The sequence below is a fragment of the Virgibacillus aidingensis genome, from assembly GCF_010994035.1.
Lineage (GTDB): Bacteria > Bacillota > Bacilli > Bacillales > Amphibacillaceae > Virgibacillus_N.
Genome location: NZ_WIXN01000027.1, coordinates 1 through 17,656, shown reverse-complemented (window position 1 = coordinate 17,656; position 17,656 = coordinate 1). Strand labels below are relative to the sequence as shown.

The window sequence follows — 17,656 nt, the reverse complement described above, 5'->3', positions numbered from 1 at the left end:
TAATCAGAAAATTAAAACCATACTTAGAAGGAATTAAAATTTTATGTAAAAAGACACCCGCTGTGGATGCCTTTATCACTCTTTCTTATTCTTATTTGGTCCCGATCTACCTTGCAATCGGGAATCCTTCTTGCTTGTATTTGTCGTATTTTCTCTGCTGACCTGGCCGGGCTTTGTCCTACCTTTGTCTCTTTCTGCCATAAGAGCACCTCCTGTAAAAACGGTACCCAGTATAACCCAGTAACAAACGTAACATAGAGGTATTTTGCCGCGCCGACCTCCCTCCCATTTTAAACTACAAATTTTTCTAAAATCAAATCATGCAAGAAGTGGCATTTTTGGCATATTTGGCACAGCATGTTTTCTTTCATCTCTCTAATCTTGTTTCTATTGATGCCTAGATGATCTGCTATTGATCTGTAGCTCATTCCTTCCATCATGCAATCCAATATAATTAATTGCTGTGGATCCTGCAGGCAATCTCCCATACTTTCAATGGATTGGACTATTTGTTTATATTCCCGCCATCTGTTCAGTAATCGTCTTTCTCTTGCATCCATCGCTTCCATTTCGGCCTGGCTCTTAATGCTAGTATTTGGTTTTGGTAACGTAGCCTCTACTCCGTATTGGGAAACCAGTCCAACTGATGGACTCTTGCTAAAGCTCCTCCACAAAATACCTTCAATCCTGTCCATCTCTCTTTTTCTCCAGTGATATTGATAAATTAGATTTTCTATCTCTTTTACGTCCATCAAAACCCACTCCCTTAAGAAGGTATTTGTAATATTCACTTGCCTTAACTGGACTTACCGGACCCGTTCTTTTATCTTTTCTGTACTTATTGATTTTCCACTTGTACATTTGCATGCTACCTTTCTAAATAAAATAAAAAAGGACACCAAACGGCAGCAGCTAAGCTGTCATTCAGTGTCCTCCAGTTGGCTGGTAGAACTCTTATTTTATATACCCAAAGTAAATATCTGCTATTTTCTTGTCTATTAAAATTTCAATTTCTTTTTTACTAATATCATATCGAATCAGGTTTCTTTCTGTTTTTGTTCCTATTTCATTATCCTTACGGATGTTCACTTGAATTGACTGTTTCAATATTTATCCCCTCTCTTTCCAGGATTTGTTGAAATTTTTCTTTGTCATATAGTGGTTGAATTATTGGCCAATCAAGTAAATCCATCATTGTATAATCCTCCGAAATAAGTACTGATTCCAGGTTTTCAATTGCTGTTGTATTGTTATCTAGCAATAAGTTTTTACACATTTGATAAATAGATTTAGATGCGCTAAAATCTATTTCTTCTACCTCGGATTTCACCTTAAAAAATTCTCCTTGCCATTTAAAAGTCTGCCAATAATTAATCTTTATGAGATATTCCATTTCCTGAGACAATTTATCTTTTAATATTGTTTTATATAATAATTGTGCTAAAAAGTATTTTTCTTTTCTAAGCAATTCAAAGGCGTATTCTTGCCCTATCCTAACTCTTTCTTCATTCTCTTTCTCTAAACTCATCCAACAAGTGTACATAAGTGAAAGACCATATACCCGAAAAATGTCAATACTTGATAGTATATACTCTTTATCAATTTTAATTTTATCTCCTTTTTTTATTCCTTCTCTTAATTTCTCATCAACCTTGGTTAGATAAATATTATTTACCTCTCCTCCACCATGCACAATAAGATTCCTACGATTAAATACTTCATTAATTATTTTCTCGTAATCCTGTAATTCTTTTTCTAAAGTAATACTGAAATTTGATTTTATATGCTTTATCCAACTTTCATTAGACTGTCTCATGATATCGGTTACATGCTGTTCTACTAAGTAATTTTTTGCTTCTTCTATGCTTCCAATCTTTTCAATTTCGGACAAAGTTAAAGTTTTTTTATTTATATTTATTGAAGCTGGATAGTTATAAGCCCTATATTGTAATATGTTGGTTATAAGTAACTCAAAATTTACAGCTAAAGTTATCAAAGATGATTTATAAAGTAGTTCAGTATGACTCCTAACCTCTTCAATGCTATTGAAATAATTGTCAAATCTATGTTTTGTTCTTTCGTCGTGATACCATACAGATAAATAACCCTCCCCCTCTCCAAAATCAACATCAGCGTTTAAAGTGGTTTTTCTGGGTCCTATTTCTTTTTCAACATCTTGTAGTTTTTGTAATACATTATCAAGTTCTTCTTCTGATTCTTTAGTTGCGGCAACTTCATCTTTCGCAATTTCCCTCTCCAATCTTTCTATTGTTTTTCTCAATAGTTGCTGAGAAATTTCCTTTTGAACTTCTGTAATACTTTCTTTCTCTCTATTTATACTACTTTTATGACGTTCTAGTAAAAGTTCTTCTATGGATGCTACGTAACTTTCTAATGCAGAAAGTTGTGAATAATACTCGTCTAATATAAATCCCAAACTCTTACTAAATAGTAATTCTGTCATTTAAAACTCTTCCCCCTCATCCCATTTAATCCGCTTCACCTTCCCTTGATGCGTAATAATCTTTGTTTCACCATGCACAGGAAGTTCAGCTAACCTTGCCTTTCCCTCGCTGACTACAATGGCAAAGTTTCCCTCTGTCTCCATTATATCAATTTCTAGGCGCATAGTACTAGGGTTTATGTCTAAATCTTTTAAACGCAATTGATGGCCCCCTTATGATTGCCAGACTGGTTTAATCCCATATCCTCTCGTAATTCCGGAAAAGTTCTACAGGTGTCATCTTATAAACTTGCCGCGTTCCATCATCGCAATACTCATAGTTGATATATCCATCCAGGTCCTCATACAGGACATAAATTATTTCTTGCTTTTCCGGGTTTTCAAAAAGACATCTGTATTTGTGCCTTACTTTGAACCTTTTAACTATTTCAGCCATGCAGATCACTCCTAAGCTGTTTCTGCAGCTATCAATCTATCGACTGCTGACAAATAATCTAATGGAACACCATTCTTTGACTCGACCATGAATGCATAAATCTCCAAATCATCCATAGGAATTGATTTCCTGCCGCCATGTTCAGCTTTTCTTATATACTTCTGAACCATATTATTCGGAACAAGGAAAACGTCTCTCAGCGCCCTCATTTCGACGATTACGAATGATATGGCTCTTTGTTTTTCTGCTTCATTCAGATATTTGACCTGGTGTTCGGTTAACATGGAAAGAGGAAAGCTCTTTTTTTCGGTTGTTTTGGCTTCAAAAGTGATTGCACACCCGGCATATATTCCGTCATAATCCACTGTTGATTTCTTATCAAAAACGCATATATGCTGTTTCCCTCTTGTTTTACCTATGATCTTCATGGGAGTAGGACGCTTGTTTATGAGCGCCCTTCCCTGGTTTTCATAAAGCTTGTTAGTGTAATCCAATGTGTATTCAAACGCTTGTCCGCGCTTGCCTGTGTAAATTGTCATCGGCATTCACCGTATGCTTTTGCTGCACGACATTCTTCGGTAATGTGGACATGTTCCAAGGTGAAAAGACTTAAATCCTCTACTTTTCTTCCGTCTCTAGTTTCGTAGACTCCAAGCCTATATAATTCATTTATCAACTCTACTTTACGATCGTTGATTCTTCTTTGCCGCTGTTTTTCGGCGATATCGACCATTAGTAACCCGCCTCCTGACGTTCATGGTTAATTTTGTTCTTATCCATGTAAGCATTCTCTATATCCTCATACGTAAAGCCGAAACCGTTAATCCCGATATTTAGGAATAATATCCACGCTGTTCTAAAATGGTACTGGCTTTCCGGGAAACCAAATGCTTTTATCCATTTTTCGTTCTGTTCATCAGTAGGATTTTCAAAATATGACTTATTGATAAAGTAAAGCGTTTCTAGTAACCATTCCGTCAATTTTCCATCAAATTCATTAGGGTCCAGCTGCTCTTCAAAGATAAATAGTGCATCTTCCCATTTGTTGAGGATTGCTACTTGCAGGAAGAAATGCATTCCGTCAACGTATTCTTCTAGGAGTGGGTTATTAATTGTTTTTCGTTTACCATTGCATTGTGTACACTCGTCTAAGCCATTAAATCCTTTACCATTACAGTGAATACAGTCGCCTAGACTTATAGATGTTTTTGGACTTTGGTCCTCACTCCAATACTTAAACCAGCGACCCTCATTCGCAAATTCTCCCAGTTCTACTTGCAATGCCAGGAATGTGTCTTTAACTACATCCTGTTCATTTAAATTCTTTTCCTGCAGAATGAAATTCAAAAGCTCACCCTGCTTGTCTATTAGTTTTTGTAGGTTCATTGTTTCCTCTCCTTGTGTCGGTTCTTAATCAGAAATTAGACTTTAGAATAATTTAGTTTGTTCTACGTCTCCAAAAGTTTTTATATATTCACGTTTCATCTTGTCCTCCAGATTTTTTTTATGCATTTTGTGACCAATGTGCAATGTCAATCCGTCATCCCCATAAAATTGAACGTAATCTAATTGGAGTAATTCATCTATAGACTTACAGGAACCTATTTTTGGAACAAATTCAGTTCCGTTGTAATAACCTTTATAAAAATTGATGTTCTCACCTTTGTTGTAAGCATGTATGAACAATCTGTTTTCCATTTCCTTCACCTTGCTCCAAATTTTGTTTCCACTTCACATCACATACTTCAAATACTTTTCCCCGATCCTCTTATTCAGCCGACCTATATGCGGCTGGGTATATCCCATTTTTTGCCCGATCTCCGATTGAGTGTTATCTTCCAAGCGCATTTTTACTATATTCTGTTCAACAGGCTCCAGGCTTGCTATAAAATCATTGACATAAACTTCCGTATAATCTGCTCTCATTCCCATCTGATCAAGCAAAGTCATCTTTTCATTTTCATCTGATACTACCTTTTGCAAAGATTCTTCTTGCATCATACTGGAGAAAGCTAACTGCACATTCTTTACCGACACATTGAGCTTTTCAGCTATTTCCTTTTTTGATAGTTCTTCATAGTCAGCTGAATTGATTTTATTTGCAAGCTCCAATGCGCGGCGGGGATGCTTAACAGTTTTTGAATGATCACGTAAGAATTTTAATCCCTGGAGCCTGATATTCTTCACAGCATAGGTTGAAAATTTATATCCCTTGCTGTCGTCAAAATTTCTGTAAGACTTGATAAGTGCTATATTGCCCTCGCTTATTAAATCATCCGGATCCAATCCCGCGTTTCGTGCGACTGGGAGCGATGTTCTAAGTGCTAAAGGAATTAATCTTTTATGTTTTCTATAGCATTCTTCCTCGCTCAATAATTCCCCATTTATCTTTTTGATGACTCTCACCCCCTGCTTTACGCCTCCACTTCCATTGCTCTAAATGCTGCAAGTTTGTATTTAAGTTCCCTGAGTGACTTGCCTTCCGTATCGTGATAATTAAATCTGTTATTTAATTCCTCTACGATGTGATTGATCATGATGTCTTCCTGCATATCGTGTGCTCTGATTGGTCTCATTCCGATTCTCCTTTATTTATCCATCTTTTTTTGAGATAATCGAAGCACTCAACTCCGTGTTCGATAGCTTTATCAGCACATGTCCAGCACATCAACTTATTGCCTTTGTCAGTGAACCCCACATGCAAAGAATCCATATTTTTAAATGGTTTTCTGCAAAGCTTGCATGCTTTATCCCGTTTCCTTATCCTTCTAAAGTTTTCATCATAAAGCATAAGGTTTAAAAGGACCTTGCTTACCGCTGTTTCGTGAACTTCTTTCCTTTCATGCACCCATACACTCATTCAAATTCCCCTCTCATAAATTCATCCGGCGGACAACCTTTCAAAAACCCTTTTTCCTCCCACAAAATGAGTTCTTGTCCTCCCCAGGTAGTCCGATAGCCGATAACCTTTATTTTTCCGTTTGGAGTTTCTAAGCTATCGCCCGGTTCGGGGAGTTCGCCGCCAAAAATGGATAGTTGTTGCATTACATCCCCTCATTTCCGCTTGGTCTCAGGCTCATAAACGAACCTTCTACCGCCTATTTCAATAACGCTGGGCTCTCCCTTTTTCAATTTCTTTACTTCAATGACAGCTGCTTGTTTAGTTCCTTTTTCTACTTTGGTTGGTTCTTTTCTCTGATAAGCATATGGCCGTTTTATTTTTCCCTTTCTTGCTTGATCGAACAAAGCTAAAAAGATTTCATCCGGATCCCTTTTATATTTTTTAGCGATAAAATATATGTCCATGCCTGCGTGCCAATCTCTAGTTATTTGAGCGACTTGACCTTTTGGAAAAGCCGGCTCCAAATCCTCCAGGATAAATTCATGGTTTCCTGTGAGTGGAAGCATTGGCGTTGTATTAGATGCTGTGTTCATATAGGGGCAGCCTCCATTCCCACTGCCTCTTTTAGCTTTTCTAAGTCACTGTCATCCCGGACAAAGTCACAATCGCTGTCCGGGCAGGGCTCGAATTGCAGGTAGTAGCCGTTGTCTATCGTTAGGCCGCCCGTTCCGTTGCAGGTTTTACACATGGGATTTTTCCTCCATTTCAAGTTCCTCTAAATAGCCTTTATGAAAGCAAGGTCTGCAAATCTTCGTTTCTTTATAATGCGCCGGGTATGGGAAAATACGCCCTTTCTCACATATATCTCTAGTTGTAGTTCCGCACTTTTGACATTTCTCATAAACTATTTTCGATGGATAATACACTGGGTCGAATTCAACGAAAACCTCGAATTCCTCCTCACAATTTTCACACTCCCAATCGAATGTGTTGTCGCTTGATAATCCGTCACTTAGAGCATCGGACATATCGTTTTCATATTCACAATAAGGACATTCTGTTGTATCAAACATGCGATTCACCTTCTAACAGTTCGGGGTTTTCAAATCGATTTCCGATGACTTCTAAAGTAGTGGTGACTCCATCAAACCTACTAACTTCCACATGCGGTATAGTAGAATCAATCAGATAATGATAAAACCGAGAATAAGTTCTCTCGTATTTATCCTCATGTAGACCTATAATCATGAATGAACCATGTCGGTATTCAATAACGTTGTTTTGGTCATGAGTTTTAACAAGATCCCCTTCATAAATCTCCTTGCCATGCTTATCTTTTAAACCCGTAAATTGACCTACTGACTCTTTTTCAACAAGAGTGTGCGCAAAATATCCCATTCCTGTAGAGTTCCACTCCACAATATGATGCTTACCTTCAGAACATCCACCATAGCAATAGTCAACAAAGTAACCGCCGTACGCCCATTCCCCTGCTTTTCTTAATCCAGCATCTTCTAAAGTTTTTCCCCTGAATTTAATTGTTCTCATGATTCTCCCCCTCCAATTCATCAATTTCCATCTGGTTCTCCGCCAATCCCACTTCCTCTTGCTCTTGCTCTTTCAAATATTTCTTATAGCAAACCGGACCAAATTCACGGTCAATGCTTTTCCTGTCTTTTAGCTTTCTGCCGCATCTGGTGCATGCTCCCATTAAAACCTCTCCTTTCGCAATCTATAATCGTCTCCTTCAACCCGGTACAATCTATCTCCGCACATTCCTAGCAGTCTACTGGAAGCCGCATAACCAATTTTGTCGCTCAATGTTCCGGCATCCTCATTGGAGCTGAATAGAATTGGCCGCTTATGCAAATATCGCTCATTGATGATTTGGTAGTACAGGCCCTCTTTTGATTCCGACCATTTGGCTTTGCCCAGATCATCCCAAACCAGTACATCAGCAGCGATCGCACTTTCCAATAGCTTACTCAGCGTTTCTCCGCCATCACCTGCCATACGCGCATTTGTTAAATCGTCCATGAAAGTAATGTCCGATACACATAAGACTCTTGCTCCCCTGTCGAACTTGGAATATTGTCCTGGAGCAATCTCGTCACGTACGCGGATCCGATTTAATATCCATTTGGCGGCTGCCATCTGCAGGTGCGTTTTCCCAAGGCCAAAATTGTTATGATCTTGCTTTGCTTTGTATTTCGCCTCTCCAGACAATGATCTAATCCTACTTTCACCAAATACCGCCAGGAACCCTAAGCTGTTATGCTCCGGTTTATCTTTGATAATGCTCGGGAATTCTTTAAGGTATTCTTGTGTTGCATGTAAAAGCGTTTGTTGCACATCACTTTCGGTCTTGTAATTATCAAACCTGGCATCCTTGAACTCTTCAGGAATTAGAGCGTTTTTAAATCTGTTTTTAAGGCTTTTTTGTTTCATGCAATGGCATGGCCTTCCTAAATCTTTAATAATAATTTCGCCGTTGTACTGTTCTTGTTCCGCTTTTTCAATCAAAAAACCGGTATCATTACATGCTTTGCACTCAGCGTCCGAAGGCTCGTTCTGCGGCTTCGAGCTCTCGTATTGCTTGCTCATAGCTTGTGCCCTTTCCAGTACCTGTTGCATTGCTGAACCCAGATCCGTGAACCCTGCTGCCATTAGACTCACCTTCCTTTTCTTCGTGGTAACGGTCCAATATAAAACCAACGCAGTAATCTAAAGAATTTATCTTGTCTCTGGAATGTTTAGGTTGAAATGTTCTGAAACGCTCTTCTAAAAATTCAATTGCTTTATCAGGCGGTATACCAGATTGCTCTATTTCTTTAGCTGCAGTTTCGTCTTTTGGACTAAACATGAAATGCCCTTTCAATTCCATATAGCGATTTAAAATCTTTTGGTGATTTTCTTCCGGCGCGCTATCGGTAGTAGCGTTTATTACATTATTAACATTATTAACATTATTGTTTGTGGACATTTGTTGGTCAGTTGTTGGACTTTTGTTGGACAATTGATGGTCAGTTTTATGGGCATTGTCACTGAATACATTTTGGTAAACATCGTAGTTATCAATGGTTACAACCGAATATTTATTGGTACTTTTGATGGTCAACATGCCCCACTGTTCAAAGTTGTTTAAGTGTCGCCACCAAGTTCTTTCATTTAATCGTTGTTTCGGTTTTACACCCTTATTCATTTCCTCTGCTAACGAAAATCTCCCGGTCACAAATTGCCCTCTTTTCAAGGAAACTATTTTATTACCAACCAGTTGTTCCCTGTCTTTATGTGAAGCTTCAAATAAACAATAAATCCATAACTTTAAGTAATTGGGGTCTGACCATATTGGATTGTCCATTAATTTTCTGTGCAAGCTTATAAAACCTTTCATTTCAATGCCCCCAACCTCTAGTGTCTATCAATCTCACAAACCGCAAATTTACCTTTAACCTTCAAAGTTCTATATCCGGGATACCGTTTCATGTATTCTAAAACAAGCTGCTTTAACTCTTCCTGGTCTTTTGCTTGCTCCCAGATCCACCCTGGGAGCAGAACGTTAGTCTTGTTATACATAAATCAGTTCGCCAACCTCGACCGGGGCGTTTAACTTCTTAGTAGATTTACAGTAGTCACATTTCCCGCAAGCTACTGGATCTGCTTCACCGGACCTCACTTCACTTATCCGTTCCAGTTTCATTTCTACATACTCATACTCAAAATCGAATCGGCTTTCATCGAAGTAAATTACTGCCTTGTTCGGGATCGATTCCTTGCTGACTGCCACGATATAAGGCGTATATGCTTCACCTGTGTTATACTCAATAATCTTCCTGTAAATAGCCATTTGCAGTACGTAATCCCACTTTTCGATGAAAGATACCCAGCCGTCATACTTCTCACTCCAGGACCTTGCATGTATGTCTCTGGTAGTCTTTAAATCCGTGAATAGCTTACGTTTATGGTTTATAGAGTCAACCTTCATTTTCCAATCGATACCGAAGATATTTGCTGTATAGATTTGCTCTTTTTCACCTTCCATGGCAAACATTGCAAAACTGTCATTTTTAAGAGCTTCAATCATCCTGTCTGCCTGCTCATAATCCGCATATTTGCCGCCGCGCTTCTTAAAGATCGCACTGTTATGCTTCTCCTGGAATGTTGCAAATGCTTCTTCTGACTCAAATGCAGCATGTGTATAGTTTCCGACCATCATTGCGGCATTTGGAAAGCTGGTATATTCGCCGTTAAGGTAGGCCAATGCGTCAGCTTCACATTTATCAAATTTCTTAAAGAGGGAGACAGACATATATCGCCTGTCCATCCCTAATGAATAATAGTTAGTTTGGTTCAGATTGTTCATTTCGTTTTGAGTGATTGCCGGTTGATTCCGTCGCAACCTACTGTATATCGTGTTTGGATTGACGTTGTACATTTTGGATAATTCTTTTACAGTAAATTCTTCATTGTTCAAATGGATGATTCTTTTTATCTGTTGCCGCTTATTCGAAGGTGAGTTCTTCTTGGCCGCTTGCATCAGCTTTCACATCCTTTTTTGGCTTTTCTTCGGACTTACTTTCTTTCTTGGTGTCTTTGGTCTTATCTTCTTTAAAGGCTTCTGTAAGCTTTGATTCTTGCTTTGTCTTCACTTCCTTGGAGAACCAGTCTTCCGGTTTGCTCATGCCATCCTTTAACGATGTGAATATCTTTATAAGATCTGCATAATCACGCTCTGTAAAAGCTGAAACGTTATATCCCATACGTTCTTCTATTTGTTCTTGAGTTACTCGATACTGGTCTTTAAATGCTGTTAACGCTTTTGAAATCCGGTCTTTTAGTGGTTCTTTGTTACTGCCTTGCAAGGTCCGGTTACATTCCTCTACCGCCTTTTCAACGATGTCACCTGGAATGATTCCTAGAATGCAGGCGCGTAACCTCCTAGCTCCGTTATTCGCAACTAATTCATAAATATCACGTGGATCTTCAAGCTTTTTTATGTTACCTTTCGCTTTTCGTGTATGCGGTACCGTGAATACTTTTTCTTGTCTAACGTTTGTTTCCAAATCCCATGCGTATGCCATGGCAACTGATTCCCCAGGACGTTGCTCTAACTCTTTTACACCAAAAGCAAGGTTTCCCCAGTTTTGCGCTAACACTTCCGCTAATCTAATGGATGGACCTTCTACCTTAGTGCCTCCCCTTGGGTAGCTGTACACTGCTGCTTGTGCTAAATCCGGACGTTTACAGTTATCCAAAATCCTTTGTTCTGATTGAAATACATTTCTGGGAAACTGACGGGCCATGAAAATTTGACCCTTCACTTCCTCCATTTCTCTACTGGATTGCGCTTGTGCAAGTGTTCCATTTTGGCTTTCTTGATACTGATCGGTTAAATTATTCATTAATTTCATCCTCCAACTCTTTTAATTTTTCATACTCATCGGCATCAATCAGCACTTTGTCCCTTAAATTAACTTCCAAATAAATCTCCTGCGTAGTTATGTTTTGTTGGACCTCAAAATCCTCCCACTCAGTGTCGTCATTTAAATCTAATTCGACTTCAATATTTGAATCCATTGGGAAGTCCAATAATTCCTCTATTAACTCTCTTACTTTCATCTCAATTCCTCCTACTGTTTATAGCTATTTGAACACTAGTTTTCATGTCGCCTTCGTATGGCCTAAGTGTCTCTGCCAAAAGTAAAGCTGTATCATAATCGCCTGCATGGATTGCAAAAGGCGCATCAAAGCAATGCCATTTCCCTTTTGGTATCGCCTGGGCGTTGTCAATACGACTTTCTTCTAGTTTCTGGGCCTCATCTTCCGAGAGTGTGATACCTAATCTTTTAGACAATTGCATTGTTGTTAAATTACCTAAAAATACATAAGCCATTCCGCTTCCTCCTAATTGCAGCCCTATTAAATTGTGATATAATAGGGTTACAAGTTTTTATGAAAAATTCTTTTTTAAAAGCGCCTTTGCAGAGGCGTTTTATTTTTGTTTAAAATACTCAATTACAACAGGTGCATCCTCGATGCTCGCTATCAAATTTTCTTTAGGGCCATATACCATATACATCCGACTGACTGAATCCGGGAATTCAAGAGTTGCATCAATGATTTTCTCGACTCCCTGTTGACCAACTTCATATCCAAAAGAATAACCATTTTCATCTGTGGTATTGATTACTTTCAGAGACTTTATTTTCGTCAATTTAATCCCCTCCTTTATTGCGCTTCTCTAATCTCAACGCCTAAATGTTCCACCAAAAATTCTTCCAAGTTATCCTCCAGGACTGTTTCATGACCAAATTCATAAATCTTATCGCCTGACAGGATTTCTGTTCCAAGTGCATCAATGCCGCTGTGTTCCGGTTGTTCCAACATTTCTCGCGGATATCCTGTCCGCTCAATTTGGCCTATCAATGGATGATTCATTCTTCTTCCTCCTTTACGTTTTCGATAAAGAAATCGAGCTCGTTCAGAATGCCCATTACTAGTGCCGGATTGTCTATTTCCCTTTCCTTTCGCTTGATGCTTTTGCGTAGGGTTTCAGCTTGCTTGATCAAATCATCCATATTTAATCACTCCCTCCAGAATCGATAAGATAAAAAGCATTACTATTGCCGCACCCGCTATATGCCACCAAAATTCAGATGCTGCCATTTTTACCCCCCTAGCTGTTTACTAATGCAAAATGAAGGAATAGCATACTACCGACAAAAGACAGTTTAAAAAACAGATTTATGTGCCTTTCATTCAAAAGAAATTCCTCCTAATTAGCTCACCCTGGACTCCCATTTGTCGCAGCATTTTAGCGTAACTTTCTGCAATACGCTTTTTGTCAGCTAATTTACTAAGCTCATGAAGGGATTTAGTTAAATCGGTAGAATAGTGCTTGGCTTTTTCGACTTCTCCAGCTTCCAGCAATTCGCTAATCAACTGTAATAAATCCTTAGCGCACCAGCTCTCTTTACTCGCTTGCTTTAAATCCTCCGGCATAAAATGCTTGTGTAATCTCATATAATCCATCCTTTCGCTTTCCATTCTGGTAACCTTTTTTGCATGCACTCCTTAACAGTCACAGGGTAAACCTGTTCAAGTCTCGCAATGAATGAATTTATTGTTGTCTGCACATCCAATAACTCTTTGACTCCGATTTTTATCTCCTGGATTTCCTCATCCGTTGCAAAATCTGGATGCTTTGCCAGGCTCACATTATTAAAATGTTCAATTGCTTCAGCAGCTTCACGTTTAAATGTTTCCTCCAGTGCCAAGCGATGCCACTCAATTGCTTTGTTTGCAGTTGCCAATGGTGTTATGTAGTCTCTTGCTGTCTCTCGGGCAATCTCAAAGCCGTATTGTGCGTCGTTAAAAGCTGCAACACTCTGCTTTGCTAATTCCTTAGTCATGTTTCTGCGATCCTTTTCTAAGTGGGATACAAGGGGCTTACTGATGTGGAGATCAGTAGCCACATTTTCCTGGGTGTAGTCTTTTCTATCCCTCAGTCCTTTCAAGTGCTTTCCTACTTTCATTTTTTTGGTTCCTCCTTTGATTTTTGTATATATTTGGTTAATCATTGTTACTAAAATTAGTAGTATGATAGAAACATAGATTGATCGTCCTCTTTTTCTTGGACGTTATTTTGCTCTTGTTCACGGATCCAATTATCAATTGCTTCCTTGGAAAACATTATCCGGCGGCGTAAACGGAAATGTGGTATTTCTTTTTGCCGGACCATAGTGTATATCGTGTCAGTGTGTACGCCGAGATACTCCGCAGCATCTTTTACCGTGTAACGCTTAAGCACCTTAGATCACTCCTTTAGTTGCTGATTTTAAATAACCTCCTGGATTGTATGTTGGCGATTAGTATTTTCGATGCCTATTCTCAAACCGGTGGATGGCTGCCACATTCCAATGAATCTTAAACCGTCCTCAAATTTCTTTTTGGGGAGATCGCCATAACGCGGAAGATTAAAGTGACCTTTAAAATCTTTCCAGAATTCCGAAAATGCTTTTCGGCCTAATTCTTTGTAAGCTGGTGATTCTTTGCCACCGAGGGCTTCAACAACAATCTGGTTTGCTTTTTTCCTGATTTGGAATTCTTGTCCACCATCAATGCGCATAGTTTCTTCGAGGTTGGTGATTCTCTGATCGTGCTCTTGCGATTTCTCTTCCAGTTCAAGTGATAGCTTAAGCATTTCTATTCGTTGTTCCTTGTCGCTTAGTACTTTTGGTTTCTTGAGCTCTTGTTCCATTTCTTCAAAGCGAGTTACATATTCAGCTGTAAAAAGAACACCTTTCTCGCCGGTCATTTTATTTGCAACCATGTCACAACCCTTTCGAGTGAGACAGAAACAAGGCCTTTGCTCTCCCTTAGCGTCTTGGTAATAAGACGGAATGAAGAAATCTAACGAGCGTAAATCTGCGCTGGTTAAAACACCTACATATTGCCTGATTGTTCTCATTAATTCTTTGTGTTCTTTTCCGATCGACTTAGCTACATCACGGCTATCGGTTACTAACTGCCCTTCAACCGAAATAACTTTTAATTGGTTCATTAGATAACCTCCTGAGCATTTTTGATAAATTTTTTATCATTATTGTTAAAAAAAAGATCCGGGAAAAGTTGACGCATATCTTTTTCAAAAAAACGCTCATATTTCAACATTGTTTCCCTGCCAGGGTTTACCACTCCCTTCTCTAACTTTCGAACATAAACCGTTGATAACTTAAGTTCTTCAGCCAGTTGTTGTTGGGTAAGATTGTATTCACTTCTAAGCTGTAATAGTAATTCGCGTTCCATTTTGTCACCTCTTTTTTGATAAGTTTTTTATCGCTATCTAAACTATACATGATAAGTTTTTTATCGTCAACACTTTTTTGAAAAATATTTTATCATGGATAAATTTTTTATCGCATTTCATATATAATAGGAGGTGATATGGGGTGTTATTAATGGAAAAAAAGAATGATGTATTCGGGAAAAGGTTAAAAGAATTGCGTAACAATAAAGGTGAGAAGCAAGAACAAACTGCAGATTCAATAGGCATATCCAGAGCTCGCTACTCACATTATGAGAACAATCATGTAGAGCCTGATATGGATTTAATTAGAAAGTTTGCTGATTACTTTCGGGTAGATACAGATTATTTATTAGGTAGAACAAATACACCACGCAAAAATAATAACGATGAATCTGATTCCCTTGCAGAGATTAAAAAAATAGTAGAAGATTATGGCATAGAGGATATTTTCTTTCACAACATTGAAGATTGGAAAAATCTAACCGATGAAGATATCAAAGAGATCAAAAATCATTTTAAGTACATAACCCATAAGGCAAAAGAAAGAAAAGCAAAAAGGGGAGATTAGGTGAAAAAGGCATTATTTATTATGTTATTTAGTGGTCTCTTAATTGGGTGTAATAGCCAGGCAGCAGAGTATGGGGAAGGTTTACAGGATGTTGCAGACCAAATGTTAGATAACGCTGCCAAAGCAGAGGAAATTTTGAATCAATATGCGGTTGTTTGGGACCATACTATACAAAGTGGCGGCGCTATACCTGTTTCGGAAATGTCTACAATAACAGGGTTGGAAGAAAGTGTTGTAAGAGGTTATTTTGAAGTAAACAACATCGATAACATCCCGGATGACTTTTCTAATAATATTCACTCTTTAAATGCTTATTATAATGATTCTGGAGATTTGGATCATATAGAAAAAACTGCGGATGAAATTAAGAACAAAATCAATGAGTTGAATGATCCTCCCGAAGAATTCGAAAAGACATATGACGAACTTTTAGATATGTATACATTTTATACAGAGTATGTAGATATGGCATTTAACCCTGATGGATCATTGCAGTCTTTTAATGAAAAGGTCAATCAATTATCAAGTGATATCGCAGGTAAATATAAACGAATTGAAGCTGTTATGCCAAACGAAAACTAACCTTCTTTTAGGTGTACACACATTTGTACACCATTTATTATACAATTAAACCGAACATACGTTTTCAGAAAGGGGATATTATGAAATATGTAATGACACCATTAGAAGATTTAGTCCAGCAGCTTTATCAAAGAATCGATGTATGTCAGCCAGATCATTCTATTGATGACATTGCTGATAGGCTCGATATTGAATTATGTTATTTGCAAACCGCATCATTTTCTTCTAGAGGGTGTGTGGTTTTGGATCCACGGTTGTCGCCAGAAAAACAAAAAGAAGTATTTGGTCATGAACTGGCACACGTTTTATTCCATGTCGGAATTCAATTAATTATGCCCGAATCATTTAGATTGTTACAAGAATACCAAGCAAGAAACTTTGCTCTTCACTTTTGTGTACCTACTTTTATGTTACTGAATCAGAAATTGTACAAAGAAAGAGCACAATCAGTTGATCTTATAGCAAAAACGTATAGTGTAACCCATGAATTTGCTGATCTTAGACTCGCACATTATGAAAGACAAATAAAAGCTGCTCTTTTCTACGAGAGATTAAACGATAGTAATTTAATTAATAAAAAAGATACAAACGTATTTAAACAAAGCAAAGCCATCATTACTGTATAAGTGGAATTTGTATATTTTTCATCAAACATTACTACAAATTTTGACTTTATGCTATTGATGGGGGGTTATTAAATTGGGTAGCTATCAAAAACGCGGCAAGAGATCATTCCTGCTTGTAGTAGAAGCTGGATACGATGCTAAAGGAAAACGGAAAAAGAAAACTAAAACGATACGGATCACAGATGATTCCCTTTTAAAAACAACAAAAAGATTAGAAGATTATCTGACTCTCGAGTTGGCAAAATTCCAGATGGAAGTGGATGCCGGGGAATACGTTAATCCGGAAAAATTAAAGTTTGCAGACTTTGTTGACGATTGGATAGAAAAGCATGCAAATAAACACCTGGAAGGGAAAACTATAAGAAATTACACTGAAAAACTTAATAATTATATACTGCCGAGATTCGGACACCGAAAACTCAGTGATATAAAGCCAAAGCATATTGTGGATTTTCTTTACGATGTGTCGCTTCCAGGTGCTGCAGCTAGCGGTCGAAAAGAGGCCTTGGGTGATTCCACTATATATGAGATTGATAAAACGTTCCGGGTAGTGCTGAATAAAGCTGTTGAATGGCAATTAATCAAGGAGAGTCCCATGAAAGGTCTAAACAGACCCAAAGTAAAAAAAAAGAGAATGAAGTACTATGAGGATGAAGAGGTTGTCCAATTTATGAAAGTTATGTATGAAAAAGTGGACATAGTCTGGCGTATGTATTTCATTACTGCAGCAATATCAGGAATGAGACGTGGTGAAGTAATTGCATTGCAATGGCCTGACATCCATTTTGATGAAGGTTATATTGAATTATCAAGAAGTATTCCCTTTTTTGAAGATGGGAAACCACACGTGAAGTCAACAAAAACAGATGAGGATAAAAGGATTATCCCAATGCCAGGATGGTATATGGAAGAAATGAAAGCTTTTAAAGAATGGTGGGATAAAGAAAAAGAATTGATCGGTGATGAATGGATAGATGAGTACGATCAATATATATTTCATTCCGGAAGAGGTAAACCTTATATACCGGAAGCTGCCACAGCCATGTGGGGTAAAATAAGAGAGAGACATAAGTTAAAAAACATCCGACTACATGATCTGCGGCACACGATGATTTCATTCCTGCTAAATGAAGGGGAAAGTCTTTTGAACGTCCAGGAAAGAGCCGGCCACTCCAGTTCAAAAATTACTACAGACACATATGGACATGTTACGAAAAAAGCAAGTAAAGCTACTGCAGAACGGTTCAATAAATTCGATCCACGGCAATTCGTCAACAATTCGTCAACAAGTGGTAAAAACAAAATAAGAACAAACGACGAAAAGGCTGA

General features: G+C 38.1%; 36 protein-coding genes. 4 read left to right on the top strand and 32 right to left on the bottom strand.

Features of this window, described 5'->3' with window-relative positions:
* Positions 1-75: 75 nt before the first annotated feature.
* The 32 genes from GHD25_RS20280 to GHD25_RS17580 form a co-directional block, all read right to left on the bottom strand.
* Positions 76-201, bottom strand: coding sequence for a hypothetical protein (locus GHD25_RS20280; protein WP_276207851.1), 126 nt, complete (start codon positions 199-201; stop codon positions 76-78).
* A gap of 89 nt (positions 202-290) precedes the next feature.
* Positions 291-752 carry a sigma-70 family RNA polymerase sigma factor gene (locus GHD25_RS17730; RefSeq protein ID WP_164219359.1) on the bottom strand — a complete coding sequence of 154 codons (462 nt, stop codon included), beginning with the start codon at positions 750-752 and terminating at the stop codon, positions 291-293.
* Positions 753-1,075: 323 nt separating this feature from the next.
* Entirely contained in the window at positions 1,076-2,464 is a 1,389-nt protein-coding gene (locus GHD25_RS17725) for a hypothetical protein (protein ID WP_164219357.1), read from the bottom strand.
* On the bottom strand, positions 2,465-2,665 hold the full coding sequence (locus GHD25_RS17720) for an XtrA/YqaO family protein (protein ID WP_164219355.1): 201 nt from the start codon (positions 2,663-2,665) through the stop codon (positions 2,465-2,467). It abuts the gene before it with no gap.
* A 31-nt stretch (positions 2,666-2,696) separates the two neighbouring features.
* Positions 2,697-2,900 carry a hypothetical protein gene (locus GHD25_RS17715; RefSeq protein ID WP_164219353.1) on the bottom strand — a complete coding sequence of 68 codons (204 nt, stop codon included), beginning with the start codon at positions 2,898-2,900 and terminating at the stop codon, positions 2,697-2,699.
* 11 nt (positions 2,901-2,911) lie between these two features.
* Complete coding sequence (locus GHD25_RS17710; protein WP_164219351.1) at positions 2,912-3,439, bottom strand: Holliday junction resolvase RecU; 528 nt, start codon at positions 3,437-3,439, stop codon at positions 2,912-2,914.
* Positions 3,436-3,633 (bottom strand): hypothetical protein, encoded by a 198-nt coding sequence (locus GHD25_RS17705; RefSeq protein WP_164219349.1) that lies wholly within the window; start codon positions 3,631-3,633, stop codon positions 3,436-3,438. Before GHD25_RS17705 ends, GHD25_RS17710 begins: the two co-directional genes overlap by 4 nt.
* Complete coding sequence (locus GHD25_RS17700; protein ID WP_164219347.1) at positions 3,633-4,286, bottom strand: dUTP diphosphatase; 654 nt, start codon at positions 4,284-4,286, stop codon at positions 3,633-3,635. Before GHD25_RS17700 ends, GHD25_RS17705 begins: the two co-directional genes overlap by 1 nt.
* Positions 4,287-4,328: 42 nt before the next feature.
* Positions 4,329-4,598, bottom strand: a complete 270-nt coding sequence (locus tag GHD25_RS17695) for a hypothetical protein (protein ID WP_164219345.1) — start codon at positions 4,596-4,598, stop codon at positions 4,329-4,331.
* A gap of 33 nt (positions 4,599-4,631) precedes the next feature.
* A complete protein-coding gene (locus GHD25_RS17690; RefSeq protein ID WP_164219343.1) occupies positions 4,632-5,306 on the bottom strand; it encodes a sigma factor in 675 nt (224 codons plus the stop codon).
* Positions 5,307-5,314: 8 nt separating this feature from the next.
* Positions 5,315-5,476, bottom strand: a complete 162-nt coding sequence (locus GHD25_RS17685) for a hypothetical protein (protein ID WP_164219341.1) — start codon at positions 5,474-5,476, stop codon at positions 5,315-5,317.
* Positions 5,473-5,760, bottom strand: coding sequence for a hypothetical protein (locus tag GHD25_RS17680; RefSeq protein ID WP_164219339.1), 288 nt, complete (start codon positions 5,758-5,760; stop codon positions 5,473-5,475). The genes GHD25_RS17685 and GHD25_RS17680 overlap by 4 nt, the downstream gene beginning before the upstream one ends.
* Positions 5,757-5,945: a hypothetical protein gene (locus tag GHD25_RS17675; RefSeq protein WP_164219337.1), complete on the bottom strand. Its 189-nt coding sequence runs from the start codon at positions 5,943-5,945 to the stop codon at positions 5,757-5,759. Before GHD25_RS17675 ends, GHD25_RS17680 begins: the two co-directional genes overlap by 4 nt.
* A 9-nt stretch (positions 5,946-5,954) precedes the next feature.
* Positions 5,955-6,335, bottom strand: coding sequence for a hypothetical protein (locus GHD25_RS17670; protein ID WP_164219335.1), 381 nt, complete (start codon positions 6,333-6,335; stop codon positions 5,955-5,957).
* Entirely contained in the window at positions 6,332-6,490 is a 159-nt protein-coding gene (locus GHD25_RS17665) for a hypothetical protein (RefSeq protein WP_164219333.1), read from the bottom strand. Before GHD25_RS17665 ends, GHD25_RS17670 begins: the two co-directional genes overlap by 4 nt.
* Complete coding sequence (locus tag GHD25_RS17660) at positions 6,483-6,815, bottom strand: hypothetical protein (RefSeq protein ID WP_164219331.1); 333 nt, start codon at positions 6,813-6,815, stop codon at positions 6,483-6,485. The genes GHD25_RS17665 and GHD25_RS17660 overlap by 8 nt, the downstream gene beginning before the upstream one ends.
* Entirely contained in the window at positions 6,808-7,290 is a 483-nt protein-coding gene (locus GHD25_RS17655) for a YopX family protein (RefSeq protein ID WP_164219329.1), read from the bottom strand. Before GHD25_RS17655 ends, GHD25_RS17660 begins: the two co-directional genes overlap by 8 nt.
* Positions 7,277-7,453 (bottom strand): DUF6011 domain-containing protein, encoded by a 177-nt coding sequence (locus tag GHD25_RS17650; RefSeq protein ID WP_164219327.1) that lies wholly within the window; start codon positions 7,451-7,453, stop codon positions 7,277-7,279. Before GHD25_RS17650 ends, GHD25_RS17655 begins: the two co-directional genes overlap by 14 nt.
* Positions 7,453-8,376: an ATP-binding protein gene (locus GHD25_RS17645; protein WP_240452411.1), complete on the bottom strand. Its 924-nt coding sequence runs from the start codon at positions 8,374-8,376 to the stop codon at positions 7,453-7,455. Before GHD25_RS17645 ends, GHD25_RS17650 begins: the two co-directional genes overlap by 1 nt.
* On the bottom strand, positions 8,294-9,136 hold the full coding sequence (locus GHD25_RS17640; RefSeq protein WP_164219325.1) for a hypothetical protein: 843 nt from the start codon (positions 9,134-9,136) through the stop codon (positions 8,294-8,296). The genes GHD25_RS17645 and GHD25_RS17640 overlap by 83 nt, the downstream gene beginning before the upstream one ends.
* Positions 9,137-9,310: 174 nt before the next feature.
* The gene (locus GHD25_RS17635) at positions 9,311-10,279 is read right to left on the bottom strand and encodes a PD-(D/E)XK nuclease-like domain-containing protein (protein WP_240452410.1); all 969 of its coding nucleotides are present in this window, start codon (positions 10,277-10,279) and stop codon (positions 9,311-9,313) included.
* The gene (locus tag GHD25_RS17630; protein ID WP_164219323.1) at positions 10,245-11,144 is read right to left on the bottom strand and encodes a hypothetical protein; all 900 of its coding nucleotides are present in this window, start codon (positions 11,142-11,144) and stop codon (positions 10,245-10,247) included. Before GHD25_RS17630 ends, GHD25_RS17635 begins: the two co-directional genes overlap by 35 nt.
* The gene (locus tag GHD25_RS17625) at positions 11,137-11,361 is read right to left on the bottom strand and encodes a hypothetical protein (protein ID WP_164219321.1); all 225 of its coding nucleotides are present in this window, start codon (positions 11,359-11,361) and stop codon (positions 11,137-11,139) included. Before GHD25_RS17625 ends, GHD25_RS17630 begins: the two co-directional genes overlap by 8 nt.
* Before the next feature lies 1 nt (position 11,362).
* On the bottom strand, positions 11,363-11,635 hold the full coding sequence (locus tag GHD25_RS17620) for a hypothetical protein (protein WP_164219320.1): 273 nt from the start codon (positions 11,633-11,635) through the stop codon (positions 11,363-11,365).
* Between the two features lie 99 nt (positions 11,636-11,734).
* Positions 11,735-11,956 (bottom strand): hypothetical protein, encoded by a 222-nt coding sequence (locus GHD25_RS17615; RefSeq protein ID WP_164219318.1) that lies wholly within the window; start codon positions 11,954-11,956, stop codon positions 11,735-11,737.
* Positions 11,957-11,970: 14 nt separating this feature from the next.
* Positions 11,971-12,180 carry a YqaI family protein gene (locus GHD25_RS17610; protein ID WP_164219316.1) on the bottom strand — a complete coding sequence of 70 codons (210 nt, stop codon included), beginning with the start codon at positions 12,178-12,180 and terminating at the stop codon, positions 11,971-11,973.
* Entirely contained in the window at positions 12,177-12,320 is a 144-nt protein-coding gene (locus GHD25_RS17605; protein WP_164219313.1) for a hypothetical protein, read from the bottom strand. Before GHD25_RS17605 ends, GHD25_RS17610 begins: the two co-directional genes overlap by 4 nt.
* Before the next feature lie 181 nt (positions 12,321-12,501).
* On the bottom strand, positions 12,502-12,765 hold the full coding sequence (locus tag GHD25_RS17600; RefSeq protein ID WP_164219311.1) for a hypothetical protein: 264 nt from the start codon (positions 12,763-12,765) through the stop codon (positions 12,502-12,504).
* The gene (locus GHD25_RS17595) at positions 12,762-13,277 is read right to left on the bottom strand and encodes a helix-turn-helix transcriptional regulator (RefSeq protein ID WP_164219308.1); all 516 of its coding nucleotides are present in this window, start codon (positions 13,275-13,277) and stop codon (positions 12,762-12,764) included. Before GHD25_RS17595 ends, GHD25_RS17600 begins: the two co-directional genes overlap by 4 nt.
* Before the next feature lie 56 nt (positions 13,278-13,333).
* Positions 13,334-13,552, bottom strand: coding sequence for a helix-turn-helix domain-containing protein (locus GHD25_RS17590; RefSeq protein WP_164219306.1), 219 nt, complete (start codon positions 13,550-13,552; stop codon positions 13,334-13,336).
* A 27-nt stretch (positions 13,553-13,579) separates the two neighbouring features.
* On the bottom strand, positions 13,580-14,305 hold the full coding sequence (locus GHD25_RS17585; protein ID WP_164219303.1) for an ORF6C domain-containing protein: 726 nt from the start codon (positions 14,303-14,305) through the stop codon (positions 13,580-13,582).
* Positions 14,305-14,550, bottom strand: a complete 246-nt coding sequence (locus GHD25_RS17580; protein WP_164219301.1) for a helix-turn-helix transcriptional regulator — start codon at positions 14,548-14,550, stop codon at positions 14,305-14,307. The genes GHD25_RS17585 and GHD25_RS17580 overlap by 1 nt, the downstream gene beginning before the upstream one ends.
* Before the next feature lie 152 nt (positions 14,551-14,702).
* Here GHD25_RS17580 and GHD25_RS17575 point away from each other — a divergent pair, with 152 nt between their 5' ends.
* The 4 genes from GHD25_RS17575 to GHD25_RS17560 all read left to right on the top strand — a co-directional run.
* Positions 14,703-15,119: a helix-turn-helix domain-containing protein gene (locus GHD25_RS17575; protein WP_164219423.1), complete on the top strand. Its 417-nt coding sequence runs from the start codon at positions 14,703-14,705 to the stop codon at positions 15,117-15,119.
* Positions 15,120-15,701 carry a hypothetical protein gene (locus GHD25_RS17570; RefSeq protein ID WP_164219299.1) on the top strand — a complete coding sequence of 194 codons (582 nt, stop codon included), beginning with the start codon at positions 15,120-15,122 and terminating at the stop codon, positions 15,699-15,701.
* Between the two features lie 80 nt (positions 15,702-15,781).
* Positions 15,782-16,327 (top strand): ImmA/IrrE family metallo-endopeptidase, encoded by a 546-nt coding sequence (locus tag GHD25_RS17565; RefSeq protein ID WP_164219297.1) that lies wholly within the window; start codon positions 15,782-15,784, stop codon positions 16,325-16,327.
* A 73-nt stretch (positions 16,328-16,400) separates the two neighbouring features.
* The coding region (locus tag GHD25_RS17560) for a tyrosine-type recombinase/integrase (protein WP_164219295.1) at positions 16,401-17,656 on the top strand (1,256 nt) is incomplete at its 3' end.

Bases quoted from the DNA above. Each gene is read 5' to 3' on its own strand.
- GHD25_RS20280 (WP_276207851.1), bottom strand. From the start codon at position 201: ATGGCAGAAAGAGACAAAGGTAGGACAAAGCCCGGCCAGGTCAGCAGA.
- GHD25_RS17730 (WP_164219359.1), bottom strand. From the start codon at position 752: ATGGACGTAAAAGAGATAGAAAATCTAATTTATCAATATCACTGGAGA.
- GHD25_RS17725 (WP_164219357.1), bottom strand. From the start codon at position 2,464: ATGACAGAATTACTATTTAGTAAGAGTTTGGGATTTATATTAGACGAG.
- GHD25_RS17715 (WP_164219353.1), bottom strand. From the start codon at position 2,900: ATGGCTGAAATAGTTAAAAGGTTCAAAGTAAGGCACAAATACAGATGT.
- GHD25_RS17710 (WP_164219351.1), bottom strand. From the start codon at position 3,439: ATGACAATTTACACAGGCAAGCGCGGACAAGCGTTTGAATACACATTG.
- GHD25_RS17705 (WP_164219349.1), bottom strand. From the start codon at position 3,633: ATGGTCGATATCGCCGAAAAACAGCGGCAAAGAAGAATCAACGATCGT.
- GHD25_RS17700 (WP_164219347.1), bottom strand. From the start codon at position 4,286: ATGAACCTACAAAAACTAATAGACAAGCAGGGTGAGCTTTTGAATTTC.
- GHD25_RS17695 (WP_164219345.1), bottom strand. From the start codon at position 4,598: ATGGAAAACAGATTGTTCATACATGCTTACAACAAAGGTGAGAACATC.
- GHD25_RS17685 (WP_164219341.1), bottom strand. From the start codon at position 5,476: ATGAGACCAATCAGAGCACACGATATGCAGGAAGACATCATGATCAAT.
- GHD25_RS17680 (WP_164219339.1), bottom strand. From the start codon at position 5,760: ATGAGTGTATGGGTGCATGAAAGGAAAGAAGTTCACGAAACAGCGGTA.
- GHD25_RS17675 (WP_164219337.1), bottom strand. From the start codon at position 5,945: ATGCAACAACTATCCATTTTTGGCGGCGAACTCCCCGAACCGGGCGAT.
- GHD25_RS17670 (WP_164219335.1), bottom strand. From the start codon at position 6,335: ATGAACACAGCATCTAATACAACGCCAATGCTTCCACTCACAGGAAAC.
- GHD25_RS17665 (WP_164219333.1), bottom strand. From the start codon at position 6,490: ATGTGTAAAACCTGCAACGGAACGGGCGGCCTAACGATAGACAACGGC.
- GHD25_RS17660 (WP_164219331.1), bottom strand. From the start codon at position 6,815: ATGTTTGATACAACAGAATGTCCTTATTGTGAATATGAAAACGATATG.
- GHD25_RS17655 (WP_164219329.1), bottom strand. From the start codon at position 7,290: ATGAGAACAATTAAATTCAGGGGAAAAACTTTAGAAGATGCTGGATTA.
- GHD25_RS17650 (WP_164219327.1), bottom strand. From the start codon at position 7,453: ATGGGAGCATGCACCAGATGCGGCAGAAAGCTAAAAGACAGGAAAAGC.
- GHD25_RS17645 (WP_240452411.1), bottom strand. From the start codon at position 8,376: ATGCAACAGGTACTGGAAAGGGCACAAGCTATGAGCAAGCAATACGAG.
- GHD25_RS17640 (WP_164219325.1), bottom strand. From the start codon at position 9,136: ATGAAAGGTTTTATAAGCTTGCACAGAAAATTAATGGACAATCCAATA.
- GHD25_RS17635 (WP_240452410.1), bottom strand. From the start codon at position 10,279: ATGCAAGCGGCCAAGAAGAACTCACCTTCGAATAAGCGGCAACAGATA.
- GHD25_RS17630 (WP_164219323.1), bottom strand. From the start codon at position 11,144: ATGAATAATTTAACCGATCAGTATCAAGAAAGCCAAAATGGAACACTT.
- GHD25_RS17625 (WP_164219321.1), bottom strand. From the start codon at position 11,361: ATGAAAGTAAGAGAGTTAATAGAGGAATTATTGGACTTCCCAATGGAT.
- GHD25_RS17620 (WP_164219320.1), bottom strand. From the start codon at position 11,635: ATGGCTTATGTATTTTTAGGTAATTTAACAACAATGCAATTGTCTAAA.
- GHD25_RS17610 (WP_164219316.1), bottom strand. From the start codon at position 12,180: ATGAATCATCCATTGATAGGCCAAATTGAGCGGACAGGATATCCGCGA.
- GHD25_RS17605 (WP_164219313.1), bottom strand. From the start codon at position 12,320: ATGGATGATTTGATCAAGCAAGCTGAAACCCTACGCAAAAGCATCAAG.
- GHD25_RS17600 (WP_164219311.1), bottom strand. From the start codon at position 12,765: ATGAGATTACACAAGCATTTTATGCCGGAGGATTTAAAGCAAGCGAGT.
- GHD25_RS17595 (WP_164219308.1), bottom strand. From the start codon at position 13,277: ATGAAAGTAGGAAAGCACTTGAAAGGACTGAGGGATAGAAAAGACTAC.
- GHD25_RS17585 (WP_164219303.1), bottom strand. From the start codon at position 14,305: ATGAACCAATTAAAAGTTATTTCGGTTGAAGGGCAGTTAGTAACCGAT.
- GHD25_RS17580 (WP_164219301.1), bottom strand. From the start codon at position 14,550: ATGGAACGCGAATTACTATTACAGCTTAGAAGTGAATACAATCTTACC.
- GHD25_RS17575 (WP_164219423.1), top strand. From the start codon at position 14,703: ATGGAAAAAAAGAATGATGTATTCGGGAAAAGGTTAAAAGAATTGCGT.
- GHD25_RS17565 (WP_164219297.1), top strand. From the start codon at position 15,782: ATGAAATATGTAATGACACCATTAGAAGATTTAGTCCAGCAGCTTTAT.